Annotated in this window: 16 protein-coding genes; 13 read left to right on the forward strand and 3 right to left on the reverse strand. The window is 72.0% G+C overall.

Translation table 11 applies throughout. From position 1 onward, the window contains the following. Positions 1–108: 108 nt before the first annotated feature. Positions 109–1,458, reverse strand: coding sequence for a sensor histidine kinase (locus ACH47Z_RS25365; RefSeq protein ID WP_399077383.1), 1,350 nt, complete (start codon positions 1,456–1,458; stop codon positions 109–111). 133 nt (positions 1,459–1,591) lie between these two features. After that, positions 1,592–2,788, reverse strand: coding sequence for a sensor histidine kinase (locus ACH47Z_RS25370; protein WP_399077385.1), 1,197 nt, complete (start codon positions 2,786–2,788; stop codon positions 1,592–1,594). Between the two features lie 234 nt (positions 2,789–3,022). Between ACH47Z_RS25370 and ACH47Z_RS25375 the strand changes: the two genes are divergently transcribed. The 12 genes from ACH47Z_RS25375 (at position 3,023) to ACH47Z_RS25430 (ending at position 14,365) form a co-directional block, all read left to right on the forward strand. Further along, the gene (locus ACH47Z_RS25375; protein WP_399077387.1) at positions 3,023–3,442 is read left to right on the forward strand and encodes an NADH-quinone oxidoreductase subunit A; all 420 of its coding nucleotides are present in this window, start codon (positions 3,023–3,025) and stop codon (positions 3,440–3,442) included. After that, a complete protein-coding gene (locus ACH47Z_RS25380; protein ID WP_399077389.1) occupies positions 3,433–4,029 on the forward strand; it encodes an NADH-quinone oxidoreductase subunit B in 597 nt (198 codons plus the stop codon). The genes ACH47Z_RS25375 and ACH47Z_RS25380 overlap by 10 nt, the downstream gene beginning before the upstream one ends. Further along, positions 4,026–5,264 carry an NADH-quinone oxidoreductase subunit C gene (locus tag ACH47Z_RS25385; RefSeq protein ID WP_399077391.1) on the forward strand — a complete coding sequence of 413 codons (1,239 nt, stop codon included), beginning with the start codon at positions 4,026–4,028 and terminating at the stop codon, positions 5,262–5,264. Before ACH47Z_RS25380 ends, ACH47Z_RS25385 begins: the two co-directional genes overlap by 4 nt. Continuing rightward, the gene (locus ACH47Z_RS25390) at positions 5,261–6,229 is read left to right on the forward strand and encodes an NADH-quinone oxidoreductase subunit H (protein ID WP_399077393.1); all 969 of its coding nucleotides are present in this window, start codon (positions 5,261–5,263) and stop codon (positions 6,227–6,229) included. Before ACH47Z_RS25385 ends, ACH47Z_RS25390 begins: the two co-directional genes overlap by 4 nt. Before the next feature lie 2 nt (positions 6,230–6,231). Then, complete coding sequence (locus ACH47Z_RS25395) at positions 6,232–6,783, forward strand: NuoI/complex I 23 kDa subunit family protein (protein ID WP_399077395.1); 552 nt, start codon at positions 6,232–6,234, stop codon at positions 6,781–6,783. Next, the gene (locus ACH47Z_RS25400; RefSeq protein ID WP_399077397.1) at positions 6,780–7,436 is read left to right on the forward strand and encodes an NADH-quinone oxidoreductase subunit J; all 657 of its coding nucleotides are present in this window, start codon (positions 6,780–6,782) and stop codon (positions 7,434–7,436) included. The genes ACH47Z_RS25395 and ACH47Z_RS25400 overlap by 4 nt, the downstream gene beginning before the upstream one ends. Further along, the gene (gene nuoK / locus ACH47Z_RS25405) at positions 7,436–7,825 is read left to right on the forward strand and encodes an NADH-quinone oxidoreductase subunit NuoK (protein WP_399077399.1); all 390 of its coding nucleotides are present in this window, start codon (positions 7,436–7,438) and stop codon (positions 7,823–7,825) included. Before ACH47Z_RS25400 ends, nuoK begins: the two co-directional genes overlap by 1 nt. Beyond that, positions 7,822–9,816: an NADH-quinone oxidoreductase subunit L gene (locus ACH47Z_RS25410; RefSeq protein WP_399077402.1), complete on the forward strand. Its 1,995-nt coding sequence runs from the start codon at positions 7,822–7,824 to the stop codon at positions 9,814–9,816. Before nuoK ends, ACH47Z_RS25410 begins: the two co-directional genes overlap by 4 nt. 6 nt (positions 9,817–9,822) lie before the next feature. Continuing rightward, a complete protein-coding gene (locus ACH47Z_RS25415; RefSeq protein ID WP_399077404.1) occupies positions 9,823–11,397 on the forward strand; it encodes an NADH-quinone oxidoreductase subunit M in 1,575 nt (524 codons plus the stop codon). Beyond that, positions 11,394–12,911 carry an NADH-quinone oxidoreductase subunit N gene (locus ACH47Z_RS25420; protein ID WP_399077406.1) on the forward strand — a complete coding sequence of 506 codons (1,518 nt, stop codon included), beginning with the start codon at positions 11,394–11,396 and terminating at the stop codon, positions 12,909–12,911. Before ACH47Z_RS25415 ends, ACH47Z_RS25420 begins: the two co-directional genes overlap by 4 nt. A gap of 201 nt (positions 12,912–13,112) precedes the next feature. Continuing rightward, on the forward strand, positions 13,113–13,976 hold the full coding sequence (htpX, locus tag ACH47Z_RS25425) for a zinc metalloprotease HtpX (protein WP_399077408.1): 864 nt from the start codon (positions 13,113–13,115) through the stop codon (positions 13,974–13,976). Further along, positions 13,973–14,365 carry a YccF domain-containing protein gene (locus tag ACH47Z_RS25430; protein WP_399077409.1) on the forward strand — a complete coding sequence of 131 codons (393 nt, stop codon included), beginning with the start codon at positions 13,973–13,975 and terminating at the stop codon, positions 14,363–14,365. Before htpX ends, ACH47Z_RS25430 begins: the two co-directional genes overlap by 4 nt. Before the next feature lie 90 nt (positions 14,366–14,455). On the opposite strand, the gene ACH47Z_RS25435 is transcribed toward ACH47Z_RS25430, so the two are convergent. Next, the gene (locus tag ACH47Z_RS25435) at positions 14,456–15,709 is read right to left on the reverse strand and encodes an APC family permease (RefSeq protein ID WP_399077411.1); all 1,254 of its coding nucleotides are present in this window, start codon (positions 15,707–15,709) and stop codon (positions 14,456–14,458) included. Between the two features lie 154 nt (positions 15,710–15,863). Here ACH47Z_RS25435 and ACH47Z_RS25440 point away from each other — a divergent pair, with 154 nt between their 5' ends. Next, complete coding sequence (locus tag ACH47Z_RS25440; RefSeq protein WP_399077413.1) at positions 15,864–16,130, forward strand: GlsB/YeaQ/YmgE family stress response membrane protein; 267 nt, start codon at positions 15,864–15,866, stop codon at positions 16,128–16,130. Positions 16,131–16,164 lie beyond the last annotated feature (34 nt).

Raw genomic sequence — 16,164 nt, forward strand, 5'->3', positions numbered from 1 at the left:
TCGTCTCTACGGTCCGTACGGGGGTCAAGCATTACAGCAATCGCCACGGCCCGCCGCCCCACCAGGGAAGTTCACTGGTGGGGCAGGGGGTCGTAGGGGGTACGAGGGTCAGGCCCGCCAGGGCAGTTCCGCGACCACCCGGGTGGGGCCGCCCACGGGGGAGTCCACCACGAGGACGCCGTCCACCGCGTCCAGGCGTCCGGCGAGGCCCGCCAGGCCCGAGCCGCGGGAGGCGTCCGCGCCGCCCACACCGTCGTCGGTCACCTGGATCAGCAGCCGGTCCTCCGCGTGCCACACGTCGACCGAGGCGCTGCGGGCCTGGCTGTGCTTGCTGATGTTCTGGAGGAGTTCGGAGACCGTGAAGTAGGCGATGCCCTCGATGGCGGGCGCCGGGCGGCCTGGCAGATCGACCTCGACCTTCACCGGAACCGTGCACCGCGTGGCGACCGAGGACAGGGCCGCGTCCAGCCCGCGGTCGGTCAGTACGGCCGGATGGATGCCGCGGGCGAGGTCGCGCAGCTCCCGCAGGGCCGTCTTCACCTCGCCGTGCGCCTCCTCCACCATCTGCGCCGCCGCCCGCGGATCCTCCCGGAGCTTCTCCTTCGCCAGCCCCAGGTCCATGGCCAGGTTCACCAGCCGAGCCTGTGCCCCGTCGTGCAGATCCCGCTCGATCCGGCGCAGGTCGGCGGCGGCCGTGTCGACCACGACCCCGCGGTCCGACTCCAGCTCCACCACCCGCGCCGACAGCGGTGACGGCCCCAGCAGCCCACGGACGAGCAGCCCGTCCACGGTCGTCAGGGCCCGTACGATCCACGGCGTGGCCAGCGTGAACAGCAGCCCGACCAGCGCGGCCACGGTGATCTCGAAGGGGTTGTCGAGATAGACGCTGTGGTGCTCGTCGCCGTAGAGCTGGATGCCGCCATGGCCGCCGTACATCGGGAAGACCCAGAACCACAGCGGGTACGTCAGCAGCGACAGGCTCAGCGTCCACAGGCTCACCGCCACCGAGAACGAGAACACCGCCCAGGGCAGCTGCACCAGCGTGTAGAGCAGGTTCCGCCAGGAGGCGCCGCTCTTGAGGACCGCGCCCATCCAGGCCAGTGCGCCCGGCTTGCGCACCCGCAGCGGCTCCGGCGCGGCCACGTCCAGGCCGAGCAGCCCGCGCGCCCGCGCCCGCTCCAGCGCGCCGAATCCCCGGCAGCCGGCGAGCGCCGCCGCGAGCACCGGGACACCGAGGAAGGTCACGAGGAGGCCCGCCCCGAGCGACACCGTCGTCACGGTCCAGGTGAACAGCACGATCGAGACCGGCAGGCTCAGCAGGACGTACCCGAACTCGCGCCAGGTGCGCGCCTCGAACGGCGCCCGCAGGCCGGCGGGCAGCCGGTGGCCGGTGCCGGCGGGCCGCCCCTGCTCCCGTCCGTACCCCTGTCCGTACCCGTGTCCGTACTCCATGGCCATCGAATCTCGTTCCGTTCTCGTCGTCTTCCCGGCGTGCCGTATCTCCAGGGTCGTGTGCCGCGGGTTCCCGGGCCATGGAGTCCGTCGGCGTCTCGACCCGGGGGTTCTCCCCACCCCGCAGCCCGTAAGGGGGCTATTCCGTCCGGTCCCGCCAAGGGAGTTCCGCCGTGACGACCGTGGGGCCGCCGGCCGGGGAGTCGAGGACGAACAGGCCGTCCACCGCGCCCAGCCGCTCCGCGAGGCCCCGCATCCCGCTGCCGCCCTCCAGCCGGGCGCCGCCCTGCCCGTCGTCGTGGACCTGGATCAGCAGCCGGTCCTCCGCGCGCCACACGTCGACCGAGGCGCTGCGGGCCCGGCTGTGCTTGCTGATGTTCTGGAGGAGTTCGGAGACCGTGAAGTAGGCGATGCCCTCGATGGCCGGCGCCGGCCGGTCCGCCAGGTCCACGGTGACCTTCACCGGAACCGTGCACCGCGTGGCGACCGAGGACAGGGCCGCGTCCAGACCCCGGTCGGTGAGCACGGCCGGATGGATGCCGCGGGCGAGGTCGCGCAGCTCCTGCAGGGCCAGCTTCACCTCCCCGTGCGCCTCCTCCACCATGTCCGCCGCCGAGTCGGGGTCCTCCAGCAGCTTCTCCTTGGCCAGACCGAGCCCCATGGCCAGGTTCACCAGCCGGGCCTGCGCCCCGTCGTGCAGATCCCGCTCGATCCGGCGCAGATCGGCGGCGGCCGTGTCGACCACGATCCCGCGGTCCGACTCCAGCTCGGCGATACGGCGCTCCAGCTCGTCCGAGGGCGACAGCAGCCCGCGCACCATGAACCGGTCCACGTTCGCGAGGCCCCGGGCCAGATACGGCAGCACCGGCCACAGCACGAACAGCGAGGTCAGCGCGGTGCAGAAAGTGAGAATGCCCCAGGGCAGCCGGATCAGGTCGTACAGCAGCGTGCGCCAGCCGACCGGGTCCTTGAGCGCCATCCACAGCCGCTGCGTCAGCCCGCCGCCCTTCGCGAGCGGCAGCGGGGTCGGCTCCTCCACCCGCACCCCGAGCAGTTTGCGGGCCCGGGCGCGCTCCAGCTTGCCCAGCTGCCGGGCGCCCAGCAGGCTGAGTGCGAGCAGCGGCAGGCCGACCACGGTGATCGTGAGCGCCCCGCCGACGGACAGCGCGGTGATCGCGTAGACGAAGCCGAACACCGTCACCGGCAGGTTCAGCAGGAGATGCAGGATCTCCTTCCACGTGTGCGCGTCGAAGGCCGGCCGGGGCGGAGGCAGGCGGTCGGTGCCGTCGGCCCGGTCCGTGCGGTCGGGCCGGGCGGCTGAGCTGGGAGCGGTCATACCGGTCAGCCTGCCGTGCGCGGCACCGTCCGCGCCATGCGGTACACCGCCCTCCGCTCGCGGGGGAAAACCCCACCCCCCTCCCGTCCTTGGCCCTCCACCACCTGTCCCACCCCGTGACGAGCTGCTTACTGGTCCTTTATCAGGGCCTAGACTCCGGTGCGTACGGATCCTCGAATATGCGGGATCACACACTTCACTCAGGTCACCAGGTCAGGGAGCGAGGCGCGGACGGTGCGGGAGACGTTGGGGGACGGGGCGGTCGCCACGGCGAACGTCATCGCGGCCGGCTACTTCCGGTCCTACTCGGTCGTGGGCCTGCTCGCGCTCGTCGGCGTGCTGTTCGTCGCGGTCGCTTTCGGCGCGGGCCGCCTGCTGCGGCCCGTGGTCCCCACCCCCGAGAAGCTCCTGACCTACGAGTGCGGCGTCGACCCTGTCGGCGAGGGCTGGGCCCACACCCAGGTCCGCTACTACGTCTACGCCTTCCTGTACGTGATCTTCGCGGTCGACTCGATCTTCCTGTTCCCCTGGGCGACGGTCTTCGCCGCCCCCGGCTACGGCGCGACGACGCTGGTGGAGATGTTCCTCTTCCTCGGCTTCCTCGCCGTCGGCCTGCTGTACGCATACAAGAAGGGCGTCCTGGCATGGACGTGAACCCGGACCCCGTTTACCTGCCCGAGCCGAAGCGGCTGGGCGCCCTCGCCCGGCTGGCCCCCGAGCCGATGAAGGTGATCCTGAACTGGGGCCGCCGCTACTCGCTCTGGGTCTTCAACTTCGGCCTCGCCTGCTGCGCGATCGAGTTCATCGCCGCGTCGATGGCCCGCCACGACTTCATCCGGCTCGGTGTCATCCCCTTCGCCCCGGGTCCCCGCCAGGCCGACCTGATGGTGGTGTCGGGCACGGTCACGGACAAGATGGCCCCGGCCGTGAAGCGCCTGTACGAGCAGATGCCCGAGCCGAAGTACGTCATCTCCTTCGGCGCCTGCTCCAACTGCGGCGGCCCGTACTGGGACTCCTACTCCGTCACCAAGGGCGTCGACCAGATCATCCCGGTGGACGTCTACGTCCCCGGCTGCCCGCCCCGCCCCGAGGCGCTCCTCCAGGGCATCCTCAAGCTCCAGGAGAAGATCGCCCGCGAGTCGCTCGGCGAGCGGTACGGCGACTCCCGGCCGTCGGTGGCCGCGCTCACCAGCGACCTGGTGAAGCCGCCTGTCCCAGCCGGTGAGGGGGACGCCCGATGAGCACGGTCGGCTGGCTGCCCGCCCCGGTCGAGGACCTCTTCGGTACGGACGCCACGGCCGAGGAGTCGTACGACCTCCTGACCGTGGACGTACCGCCCGCCGCCTGGCTCACCGCCCTGGAGACGGCCCGTACGACCCTGGGCTGCACCTACTTCGACTGGCTGAGCGCGGTCGACGAACCGGGCACGGGCTTGCGCGTCTCGGCCCACGTCGTCGCCCTGCACCCGGTCCGCCGCCTCCTCGTCCGTACGACGGTCCCGTACGAGGCGCCGGAACTGCCCACCGCCGTCGGCGTCTACGCGGGCGCCGGCTGGCACGAGCGCGAGACCCACGAGATGTTCGGCGTCCGCTTCGCGGGCCACCCGGGCCTGGACCACCTCCTCCTCCCCGAGAACTTCGAGGGCCACCCCCTCCGCAAGGACTTCGTCCTCGTCGCCCGCGTGGCCAAGGCCTGGCCCGGCGCGAAGGAGCCGGGCGAATCCGAGCACGGCGGCCCCAAGCGCCGACAGATGCTGCCCCCGGGCGTCCCCGACCCCAACGAGTGGGGCCCCCTGAAGGGCCAGCTCCCACCCGCCCCGTCCCGCCCAGCGCGCGAACGCCCGGCCCGCGCGGGTACGGGTGCGACGGGCGAGCGTCCGGTACGGCGTACCCGCACGGCGGCGGAGGGCTCGGCGAGCCAGACCGCGCCGTCGGCCGGGACGACCGGGGCGCCGGGGGAGACCGGTGCCGCCGCCGGTCCCGGTCCCGCTGCGGGTGCGCGGCCGCGTCGGATGCGGAGCGCGAGCCAGGGCTCGGTGAGCCAGGCAGCGGCGCAGCCTGCGGCCGAGGGCGAGTCCGGTCAGACGGCCAGTCAGACGGCGGAGGGTTCGGCCGGCGCCGAGGCCTCCGCGGCACCGACGCCCGGCCCGGTACCCGCCCGCCCGCGCCGCTCGCGCAGCGTCTCGGAGGGCTCGGCCACACAGCGGGCCGAGGCCGAGGAGCCGACGCGGACGCCGGAGCAGGAGGAGGGGCCGCAGGAGCAGGCCCCGGAGCCTGCCGAGCCGACGGAACCGGAGGGCACAGCCCGCCCCGCCCGCCGCAGCACGGCCCCGCGCAGCTCGGACGCCCCGTGGCACCACGCCCGCCCGGCCTTCGACGAGCCGACGCAACCCGAACAGCCCACTCCCGAGAACGAACCGCCCACCGCCGAATCCCCCGACGGCACCCCCGATGACACCGCAGGAGGCCCGCAGTGAACGACGTGCTGGACGTCGCCCTGCGACTCCTCGTCGTGTTCGTCGTCTTCCTCACCTTCCCCCTGATCGTCGGCCAGACCGAGCACAAGGTGATGGCCCACATGCAGGGCCGCCTCGGCCCGATGTACGCGGGCGGCTTCCACGGCTGGGCCCAGCTCATCGCGGACGGCGTGAAGTTCGCGCAAAAGGAGGACGTGGTCCCGGCGGGCGCCGACCGCCGCGTCTTCCAGCTCGCCCCCGCCGTCGCCCTGCTGCCGTACCTCCTCGTCCTGCTCGCCATTCCGATCGGCCCGAGCGAGGGCGCGGTCGGCCAGGTCCTCGACGCGGGCGTCTTCTTCGTGCTCGCCGTGATGGGCGTCGGCGTGCTCGGCTCACTCATGGCGGGCTGGGCCAGCGCGAACAAGTTCTCCCTGCTCGGCGGCCTGCGCACGGCCGCCCAGCTGCTCGCCTACGAACTCCCGATGCTGCTGGCGGCCGCCTCGGTCGCCATGGCGGCGGGCACGGTCTCCCTGCCCGGCATCCTGCACGCCTTCCACTGGTGGTGGGTGCCCTGGCAGATCGTCGGCGCGCTCGTCTTCTTCGTCGCCGGTCTCGCCGAGCTGCAACGCCCGCCGTTCGACATGCCCGTCGCCGACTCGGAGATCATCTTCGGCGCGTACACCGAGTACACCGGTCTGCGTTTCGCACTGTTCCTCCTCGCCGAGTACGCCGGCATCGTCGTCCTGTGCGGTCTGACCACCGTCCTCTTCCTGGGCGGCTGGCACGGCCCGTGGGGCCATGACGGCCTGGGCTGGCTGTGGACCCTGCTGAAGACCGCGATCCTCGCCTTCGTCGTCATCTGGCTCCGCGTCACCTACCCCCGCCTGCGCGAGGACCAGCTCCAGAAGCTCTCCTGGACCCTCCTCGTCCCCCTTTCCCTCGCCCAGATCGCCCTCACCGGCGTCGTCAAGGTGGTGATCTCCTAACCGTGGCTCCCATTCCTGGCAGTGGCCTGGCCAAGGGCCTGGCCGTCACCCTGCGCACGATGACGAGGAAGTCCGTCACCGAGCAGTACCCGGACGCCCAGCCCGAGCTGCCGCCGCGCACCCGTGGCGTGATCGGCCTGTTCGAGGAGAACTGCACGGTCTGCATGCTCTGCGCCCGCGAGTGCCCGGACTGGTGCATCTACATCGACTCCCACAAGGAGACCGTCCCGCCCGCCGCCCCCGGCGGCCGCGAGCGCAGCCGTAACGTCCTCGACCGGTTCGCGATCGACTTCTCCCTGTGCATGTACTGCGGTATCTGCATCGAGGTCTGTCCTTTCGACGCCCTGTTCTGGTCCCCGGAGTTCGAGTACGCCGAGACCGACATCCGCGATCTCACCCACGAGCGGGACAAGCTCCGCGAGTGGATGTGGACCGTGCCGGCCCCGCCTGCCCTGGACCCCGCCGCCGAGGAGCCGAAGGAGATCGCCGCCGCCCGCAAGACCGCCGAGAAGCTGGCGGCCGCGCAGGCCGAACCGGGGGAGGGACAGCCGTGAGCCGCGCCGCAGCCGTGAGCCTGGCGGCAGCCCGGCACGGCTTTCTGTCCCCGACCGGTGTCGAGATCGCCTTTCTGCTCGTCGGCCTGGTCACCTTCGGCGCGGCCCTGGTCACCGTCACCACCCGCCAGCTGGTGCACGCCGCCCTGTGGCTGGTGGTGGCGCTCGGCGGGCTCGCCGTCGAGTACCTCCTGCTCACCGCCGAGTTCATCGCCTGGGTGCAGGTCCTCATCTACGTCGGTTCCGTCGTCGTCCTCCTCCTGTTCGGTCTGATGCTGACCAGGGCGCCGATCGGCCGCTCCCCGGACGCCGACTCCGGCAACCGCTGGGTCGCCCTCGGCGTCGCGGCCGCCGCCGCCGTGGCCCTGGTGTGGGTGGTCGTCGACGCCTTCCGCACGACGTGGATCGACCTGAGCGGCCCCGCCGCCGGCACCACCCGCGTCACCGGCGAGAGCCTCTTTCGCACCTGGGTCCTGCCCTTCGAGGCCCTCTCCGTCCTCCTCCTCGCGGCGCTGGTCGGCGCGATCGTCCTGTCCCGCAAGGCGAAGGCGGAGTCGAGCCCTCCCCCTGTGAACTCCCGAGCGGTCACCCAGAGTTCCCCTTCCGTCACGGATTCCGGAATTCACCCGGACGAGAAGGAAGGCGCCCGCTGATGCACCTCGCCTACCCCGCCGTACTCTCCGCCCTCCTGTTCTGCACCGGCCTGTACGGCGTCCTCGCCCGCCGCAACGCGATCCTGGTCCTGATGTCGGTCGAGCTGATGCTCAACGCCGTCAACCTCAACCTGGTCGCGTTCGATGTCTGGCTCAGCCGGACCGCCCGGGAGACCCTGCACTCCGGCCAGGCACTGACCCTGTTCACCATCGCCATCGCCGCCGCCGAGATCGGCATCGGCCTGGCCATCGTGCTCGCTGTCTACCGCAACCGAGGCACCTCCGACATCGACAAGCTCCGCGACACCGCCGAAGGCCCCGAGACCGGTGGCCCCGGCACCGAGGGCCCCGGCACCTCCGCGGCCGAGAAGGCTGAGGCCACCGCGTGACCACGACCCACCTCGCCGTCCTCGTCCCCCTCCTGCCGTTCCTGGGCGCCGCGGCCGGGCTGCTGCTCGGCCGTACCGCCCCCGGGTTCGTCCGCCCGCTCGCCGTGCTGCCGCCGCTGGCCTCGCTCGTGCTGGCCGCGGTGGTCGCCGCCCACCAGGGCGGCGGCCGGGCGATCGACGCCCACACGGAGCTGACCCCCACCGGCTCGATCCCGATCGAACTGGCCCTGCACCTCGACGGCTTCGCCGCGCTCGTCGCGATCCTGGTCGCCTTCGTCGCGACCTGCGTGCAGATCTACTCGACGGGCTACCTGCGCGACGACCCGCGCTACCCCTCCTACGCCGCTCTCGTCTCCCTGTTCACCTCCGCGATGCTCCTGGTCGTCTACTCCGGCGACCTGATCGTGCTGCTCGTCGGCTGGGAAGTCATGGGCATCTGCTCCTACTTCCTCGTCGGCCACTACTGGGAGACCCCCGAGGCCCGCGCCGCCTCCCTGAAGGCCTTCCTGGTCACCAAGCTCGGCGACGTGCCGTTCCTCATCGGCCTGTTCGCCCTGGGCACCGACGCCGGATCGTTCCGCATCACCCGGATCCTCGGCACCGTCACGAGCGGCGGCCTCGACCACCCGACCGTGATCGCCCTGCTGCTCCTCGCGGGCGTGGCCGGCAAGTCGGCGCAGTTCCCGCTGCACACCTGGCTCCCGGACGCGATGGCCGGCCCCACACCCGTCTCCGCGCTGATCCACGCCGCGACGATGGTCGCCGCCGGTGTCTACTTCATCGCCCGTCTCCTTCCGGTGTTCGAGGCCTCCCGGGCCGCGATGATCGTCCTCGCCGTCATGGCCGCCGTCACGATGACCGGCTCGGCGCTCGCCGCTCTCGCCCAGGACGACATCAAGCGCGTCCTCGCCTACTCGACGATCGGCCAGCTCGGCTACATGACCGGCGCCCTCGCCGTCGGCGACCGCGGTGCCGCCGTCTTCCACCTCCTGTCCCACGGCGCCTTCAAGGCGCTGCTGTTCCTCGCGGCCGGCGTGATCATCCACGCCGCCGGCACCAACTCGCTGGCCGCCATGTCCCGCATGCGCGGCCTGCGCGACCGCGTCCCGGACGCCTACTGGACGATGACCGTGGCGCTGCTCGCGCTCGCCGCGATCCCGCCGTTCAGCGGCTTCTTCTCCAAGGAGTCCGTCCTCGGCGCCGCCGAGCACGTCGCCACCGGGAACACCGACCACGCGCCCGGTGCCGCCGGCTGGACCGTCCTCGTCGCCGGTCTGCTCACCGCCCTGCTCACCGCCGCCTACGCGACCCGCCTGTGGCTGCTGGCCTTCCGCGGCCGGGGCGCCGAAGCCCCGGACCACGGCCGCCAGCCGCTGACGATGACCGTGGTGCTGTGGGTCCTGGCCGTGCCCTCCCTGGCCTTCGGCGGGCTCGCCTACCGCGCGCTGCCCGGTTGGTTCGACGGCCGCGACCTGACCCCGACGCTCCTCACCTCCGTCCTCGGCACCGGCCTCGCGCTGGTCGGCGGACTGCTCACCTACGGCGCCTGGCAGCGCACCGGCGCGCTCGCCGCCCGCGTCCCGATGGGAGCCGTCGCCGCCCACCCCGAGAGCTACGCCGGTCTGGTCGAGGCCGAGACCATCGCCAGTCACGCGCCGGCCTACGGCGACATCGCCGCCGCGCCCGACCCGGCGGACCCCGGGCGGCTGCTGCTCGGCCCGCTGTACCGGCCCGCGGCCGCCGGCTTCCACCTGGACACCGTGTACACGGCGCTGTTCGTCCGCCCGGTCCAGGCCGGAGCGAGTCTCGTCCGGTTCCTCGACCGCGAGGTCGTCGAGACCTACGTACGCGGCGCCGCCGCCCTGCCCCGGCTGCTCGGGGCCGCCGTACGGCGGGCGCAGACCGGCAATGTGCAAACCTATGTGAGCGCGCTGCTCGCCGGCACCGTCGTCCTGACGGTCGCCGTCGTCCTCGTCGCCACGGGAGCGTGAGCAGGCGTGATCGATATCAACGAGTCCGTGATGCAGTTCCTTCTGGCATTCGTCGTCGTCGGCCCGCTCCTCGGTGCCGTCGCCGCGCTCCTGCCCGCCCCGCCCGGGCTGAAGGGGAAGTCGCCCGAGCAGGCCGTGCTCCGCCACGGCGTCACCGTGACCGGCGCGATCCTCATCGCCGCGATCGCCCTGGCGCTCGGCTTCGACCACGACCACCCGTCGAAGATGCAGGCCACGACCGACATCAGCTGGATCCCCGCACTCGACGTGCGGATCCACCTCGGCATCGACGGCATCTCCCTCCCCCTTCTGGTCCTTACCGCGCTGCTGACCTTCCTCTGCGCGCTGTACTCCTACTCCAAGCCGCCGGCCGGCGGCTCCCCGAAGGCGTTCGTCGCACTGCTGCTCCTGCTCGAGTCCGGCACCCTCGCGACCTTCGCCGTACTCGACCTGCTGCTGTTCTTCCTCGCGTTCGAGATGGTGCTCATCCCGATGTACTTCCTCATCGCCCGCTGGGGCGGCGAGGGCCGGACCCGGGCCGCGTGGAAGTTCATCCTGTTCACGCTGCTCGGCTCCGTCGTCATGCTGCTCGGCCTGCTCCTGATCGGAATCAAGGCGGGCACATTCGACATGGTGGCACTCGCCACTGACAACGGCCGGTCACTCACCGCATCCGTGCAGGTCATCGCCGTTCTGGCGATCGGGATCGGGCTCGCGGTCAAGGCGCCGATGTGGCCGCTGCACAGCTGGCTGCCCGACGCTCACACGGCCGCCCCGACCGTCGGCTCGGTCCTGCTGGCCGGTGTCCTGCTGAAGATGGGTACGTACGGGTTCGTTCGGATTCTGTTGCCGATCACGCCGCACGGTTTCCACACCTTCGCGCCGTATCTCGCCGCGTTCGCCGTCGTCGGGATCATCTACGGGTCCCTGGCCTGCCTGGCTCTCGCCAAGCGGGGCGCCAAGGGCGACCTCAAGCGGCTGATCGCCTACTCCTCCGTCGGCCACATGGGCTTCGTCCTGCTGGGCGTCGCCACCATGACCCCGACCGGCGTGAACGGCGCCCTGTTCGCCAACATCGCCCACGGCCTCATCACCGGCCTGCTGTTCTTCCTGGTCGGCGCGCTGAAGGACCGTACCGGCACGACCGACCTCGACGCCCTTGCCGAGGAGACCGGCGCCGCCCTGTACGGCAAGGCCCCGCGCCTCGGCGGCCTCCTCGCCTTCGGCGCCGTCGCCTCGCTCGGCCTGCCCGGACTCGCCGGGTTCTGGGGCGAGATGCTGGCCCTGTTCGGCGCGTTCAAGCCCGCCGCCGACCTCAGCCGGCCCGCGTTCCTCACTTTCATGGCGATCGGCGCGTTCGGCACCCTGCTGACGGCCGCGTACATGTTGATCGTGGTCCGCCGCGTCTGCATGGGCGGCGTGGAGCAGGAGGTTCCGAAGCTCGCGGACGTCCACGGCTACGAGTTCGCCGCCTGGACCCCGCTCGTCGTCCTCACCGTCGGCGCCGGACTGTGGCCGAGGGCGCTGCTCGGCCTGACCGACCCGGCCGTGCACCAGCTCCTCGCAGGAGGCACCCGATGAGCGCCCAGCCCCTCGCCGAGTCGCTGGTCCAGTCCGTCGACTGGCTCGCCGTCGCCCCGCCGGTCATCGCCGCCGCCGTGGGCCTCGTCGTGCTGGTCGCCGACCTGTTCCTGCCCGAGGCCCGCAAAGCCGTGCTGGGCAGGCTCTCGATCGCCGGACTGGCCGTGGCCACGCTGATGCTCCTGCCACTCCTGGACGGCGACCGCAGCACCTTCTGCGTGAACGGCGCCACGCGCGCGTGCAGCTACACCGCCGACCACTTCACGCTCGTCATCCAGTTCCTCGTCCTCGGCGGCGCCCTCCTCGCGGCCCTGCTGTCGGTCACGAACCTCAAGGACGACGAGCGGCGCGTCCCACCGGGGGAGTTCTGGTTCCTGCTGCTGTCCTCCGCGGCCGGCGCCGCCCTGCTGCCCGCCTCCCGCGACCTGGCCACCCTGATCGTCGCCCTGGAGGTCGCCTCCCTGCCGGCCTTCGCCCTCGTCGGCATCCGGCACGGCGACAAGCGCTCCTCCGAGGCCGCCCTGAAGTTCTTCCTGTCCTCGGTCACGGCCACCGCGGTCAGCCTGATGGGCATCAGCTTCGTCTATGCCTCCACCGGCACCCTCTACCTCACCCAGGTCGCCCAGCGCCTGCCCCACGTCGACGGACAGCTGCACACCCTCGCCCAGACCGGTGTCGTGCTCACCCTCGTCGGCTTCGCGTTCAAGACGGCCGCCGTGCCCTTCCACTTCTGGGTGCCCGACACCTACGTGGGCGCGCCGCTGCCCGTCGCCGCCTATCTGTCGGTCGTCGGCAAGGCGGTCGGCTTCTCCGGCCTGATCCTCGTCACCGTCGTCGCGTTCCCGTCGTACGCCGACGTCTGGGGGCCCGCGCTCGCCGCCCTGGCCGCCCTCACCATGACCGTCGGCAACGTCGCCGCCCTGCGCCAGCAGGCCACGCGCGCGTACAGCGCCGTACGGCTGCTCGCCTGGTCCTCCGTCGGCCAGGCCGGCTACCTGCTGGTGCCGATCGCCGCCGCCGGCTACGCCAAGGACCCGCAGAAGGCGATCGGCTCCACGGTCGCCTACGCGCTGATGTACGCGGCCGTGAACCTCGGCGCGTTCGCGGTGGCCGCCCTGGTGGGCCGCGGCCGCGCCCTGAACCGGATCAGCGACTACCGGGGCCTGTACGCCACCAACCCGCTCACCGCGCTCCTCCTGGCGTTCTTCCTGCTGTGCCTGGCCGGGCTGCCGCCGGGCATCATCGGCCTGTTCGCCAAGGTCACCGTGTTCTCGGCGGCCGTCGACGCGGGCCTCGGCTGGCTCGCCGTCGTCATGGCCGTCAACGTGGTGATCGCCCTCTTCTACTACCTGCAGTGGACGGCCCTGCTGTTCCGCGCCCCCGAGGGCGAGCCCGCCCGGCACCGCGTTCCGGCCCCCCTCACGGCAGCCCTCGCGCTCACCGGGGTCCTCGGCGTCGCCCTGTCCGGAGCGCCCCAGCTGGTCCTCCGTTTCGCGGCCACCGGACTGTTCTGAGCCGGATTCGGAGAAGCCGCCCCGCGCGCGTGGAGTATCCGTGCCCCACGCGCGCGTGCGCGTGAAGCCGCACGTCACCCGTACAGCCGAGCGGCGCCCGCGCGGGCACAGGGAACTCGTGACCGCCGCCTGGCGTTGTCACAAGCGGGAGGGTCCACTGGACCGAAGTGTTCCCCAGCTGCACGATTTGGAGGGCGTACGGTGCACCGCCGGCACAACGGGCTCAGGACCGCAGTACTCCTCGGGGGACTGTCCGCACTCATCATCGTCATCGGCAGCTTCTTCGGCCGCACCGGACTGGTCGTCGCCGTCCTGGTCGCTCTCGGCACGAACGCGTACGCGTACTGGAACAGCGACAAGCTGGCACTCCGCGCCATGCGCGCCCGCCCGGTCAGCGAGTTCGAGGCCCCCGCGCTCTACCGGATGGTCCGCGAGCTGTCCACGCAGGCCCGCCAGCCCATGCCCCGGCTGTACATCTCGCCGACGGAGGCCCCCAACGCCTTCGCCACGGGCCGCAACCCGCGCAACGCGGCCGTGTGCTGCACCGAGGGCATCCTGCGCCTGCTGGACGAGCGCGAACTGCGCGGCGTCATCGGCCATGAGCTCAGCCACGTCTACAACCGGGACATCCTCATCTCCTCGGTAGCCGGCGCCCTGGCCTCGGTGATCATGTTCCTGGTGAACTTCGCCTGGCTCATCCCGATCGGCCGCTCGGACGACGACGACGGACCCGGCCTGCTCGGCATGCTCCTGATCATGATCCTCGGCCCGCTCGCCGCCACCCTCATCCAGCTGGCCATCAGCCGCTCGCGCGAGTACGAGGCGGACGCCTCCGGCGCTCAGCTCACCGGCGACCCGCTGGCCCTCGCCCGCGCCCTGCGCAAACTGGAGACGGGCACCCAGCAGCTCCCGCTGCCGCCCGAGCCCCGGATCGAGACCGCCAGCCACATGATGATCGCGAACCCCTTCCGCGCGGGCCAGGGACTCACGAAGATGTTCTCCACACACCCGCCGATGGCGGACCGCATCGCCCGGCTCGAGAAGATGGCAGGACGTACCCGGTGAAGACCATCCTGAACGTCATTTGGCTCGTCCTGAGCGGCTTCTGGCTGTTCCTCGGCTACCTGCTCGCCGGCGTCCTGCTGTGCATCACCGTCATCGGTATCCCGTTCGGCATCGCCGCCTTTCGCATCGGCCTCTACGCCCTGTGGCCCTTCGGGTACACCACGGTCGAGCGCCGCGACGCGGGTGCCCCCTCCTGCATCGGCAACGTCCTGTGGCTGATCCTGGCCGGCTGGTGGCTGGCGATCGCCCACATCGTCACCGGCATCGCCCTGTGCATCACGATCATCGGCATCCCGTTCGGCATCGCCAACTTCAAGCTGATCCCGGTCTCCCTGCTGCCGCTGGGCCGCGAGATCGTCCCCACGGACCAGCCGTTCGCGACCCGCTGAACCGGCGCGTCGGCAGGGCGCCACGCGCGCGTGGCGCTGGAGTGCCCCAGGGGCCCGCAGGAAGGCGGTTGCCGACGCTCTGACGGCACGTCACGTGCCGTGCCGGTCTGCCCACCACCGTCGTACGCCGTAGGCCGCCACACCGACGGCGAGCACGCCCGCTCCCGCCGTCACCGAGACGGCGGGCAGTGCGAACGCCAGCGCGGCGCAGCCCAGCAGGCCCAGCACGGGCACCACGCGGGACAGCGGGGCCGGACTCAGTGTCCACGCGGAGGCGTTGGCGACGGCGTAGTAGGCCAGCACGCCGAAGGACGAGAAGCCGATCGCGCCGCGTACGTCCGCCGTCGCGGCCAGCACGGCGACCACCGCGCCCACGGCCGGCTCCGCCCGGTGCGGCACCTGGAACCGGGGGTGTACGGCCGCCAGCGCCCCGGGCAGATGCCCGTCCCGGGCCATGGCGAGCGTCGTACGGGACACCCCGAGGATGAGCGCGAGCAGTGAGCCCAGCGCGGCCACCGCGGCCCCCGCGCGCACCACGGGCACGAGCCCCGGCACTCCGGCCGCGCGCACCGCGTCGGCCAGCGGGGCGGCCGCGTGCCCGAGCCGGTCCACGCCGAGGACACCGAGCACCGCGACGGCCACGCACGCGTACACCGCCAGCGCGATCCCCAGGGCCAGCGGGATCGCGCGCGGGATCGTCCGCGCCGGTTCCCGTACCTCCTCGCCGAGGGTCGCGATTCGCGCGTACCCGGCGAACGCGAAGAACAGCAGCCCGGCAGCCTGAAGCACCCCGCCCGCCCCGGACGACAGCCCGATGTCCAGCCGCCCGGTGTCGGCCCGCCCGGAGGCGAGGCACACGACGACCACGGCCGCGAGGACGGCCAGTACGACGGCCACGATCACGCGCGTCAGCCACGCCGACTTCTGGATCCCGCCGTAGTTCACGGCCGTCAGCGCCACCACGGCCGCGACGGCCACCGCGTGCGCCTGCCCCGGCCAGACGTACGCGCCGACCGTGAGCGCCATGGCCGCGCAGGACGCCGTCTTGCCGACCACGAACGCCCAGCCGGCGAGATACCCCCAGAAGGCGCCCAGCCGCTCCCGCCCGTACACGTACGTCCCGCCGGAGGCCGGATAGCGGGCGGCGAGACGGGCCGAGGACATGGCGTTGCAGTAGGCCACCAAGGCCGCGAGCGCCAGCCCGGGCAGCAGCCCCGACCCGGCCGCGCGCGCGGCCGGCCCCAGGGCCGAGAAGACGCCCGCGCCGACCATCGATCCGAGACCGACGACCACGGCGTCCCGCACCCCCAGCGTGCGTCGCAGACCGGTCTCGGAAGGTGTCATGCGCCGCACCCTACTGACCACGGCAACCGGGTGATGGACCGGTGGCGTCCTCTCCGTCAACGGGGCACGAACACGCGCGCGTGCACAGCAGGTCCTCACCGGATTCTCAGCGGCAGGACAGTGCGAGGACAGCTGGGAAGGGCAGGTTCACGGCATGAGCATCATCGGTTGGATCATTCTGGGCCTGGTGGCCGGAGTCATCGCCAAGGTCCTCCTGCCGGGCCGCGACCCCGGCGGTTTCATCGGCACGACCGTGATCGGCATCGCGGGGGCGTTCATCGGCGGCTGGATCTCGGCCCGCTGGCTGCACCACCCGATCACCAAGAACTTCTACGACGGCGCCACCTGGGCCGCGGCCATCGGCGGTTCCCTGGTGCTGCTGATCGTCTACCGCATCCTGTTCGGCAACTCACGCGACTGAGTGCCGTACGGAAGTACGGAAGCGCGGAAGGGTG

It is taken from the genome of Streptomyces sp. NPDC020192, from assembly GCF_044388685.1.
Classification (GTDB): domain Bacteria; phylum Actinomycetota; class Actinomycetes; order Streptomycetales; family Streptomycetaceae; genus Streptomyces.

What these genes read in the sequence shown, in the direction of transcription:
- ACH47Z_RS25380 (WP_399077389.1), top strand. Translation starts at nt 3,433, where the DNA reads ATGGACGTGAACCCGGACCCCGTTTACCTGCCCGAGCCGAAGCGGCTG.
- ACH47Z_RS25365 (WP_399077383.1), bottom strand. Translation starts at nt 1,458, where the DNA reads ATGGCCATGGAGTACGGACACGGGTACGGACAGGGGTACGGACGGGAG.
- ACH47Z_RS25385 (WP_399077391.1), top strand. Translation starts at nt 4,026, where the DNA reads ATGAGCACGGTCGGCTGGCTGCCCGCCCCGGTCGAGGACCTCTTCGGT.
- ACH47Z_RS25420 (WP_399077406.1), top strand. Translation starts at nt 11,394, where the DNA reads ATGAGCGCCCAGCCCCTCGCCGAGTCGCTGGTCCAGTCCGTCGACTGG.
- ACH47Z_RS25370 (WP_399077385.1), bottom strand. Translation starts at nt 2,788, where the DNA reads ATGACCGCTCCCAGCTCAGCCGCCCGGCCCGACCGCACGGACCGGGCC.
- ACH47Z_RS25440 (WP_399077413.1), top strand. Translation starts at nt 15,864, where the DNA reads ATGAGCATCATCGGTTGGATCATTCTGGGCCTGGTGGCCGGAGTCATC.
- nuoK (WP_399077399.1), top strand. Translation starts at nt 7,436, where the DNA reads ATGCACCTCGCCTACCCCGCCGTACTCTCCGCCCTCCTGTTCTGCACC.
- ACH47Z_RS25435 (WP_399077411.1), bottom strand. Translation starts at nt 15,709, where the DNA reads ATGACACCTTCCGAGACCGGTCTGCGACGCACGCTGGGGGTGCGGGAC.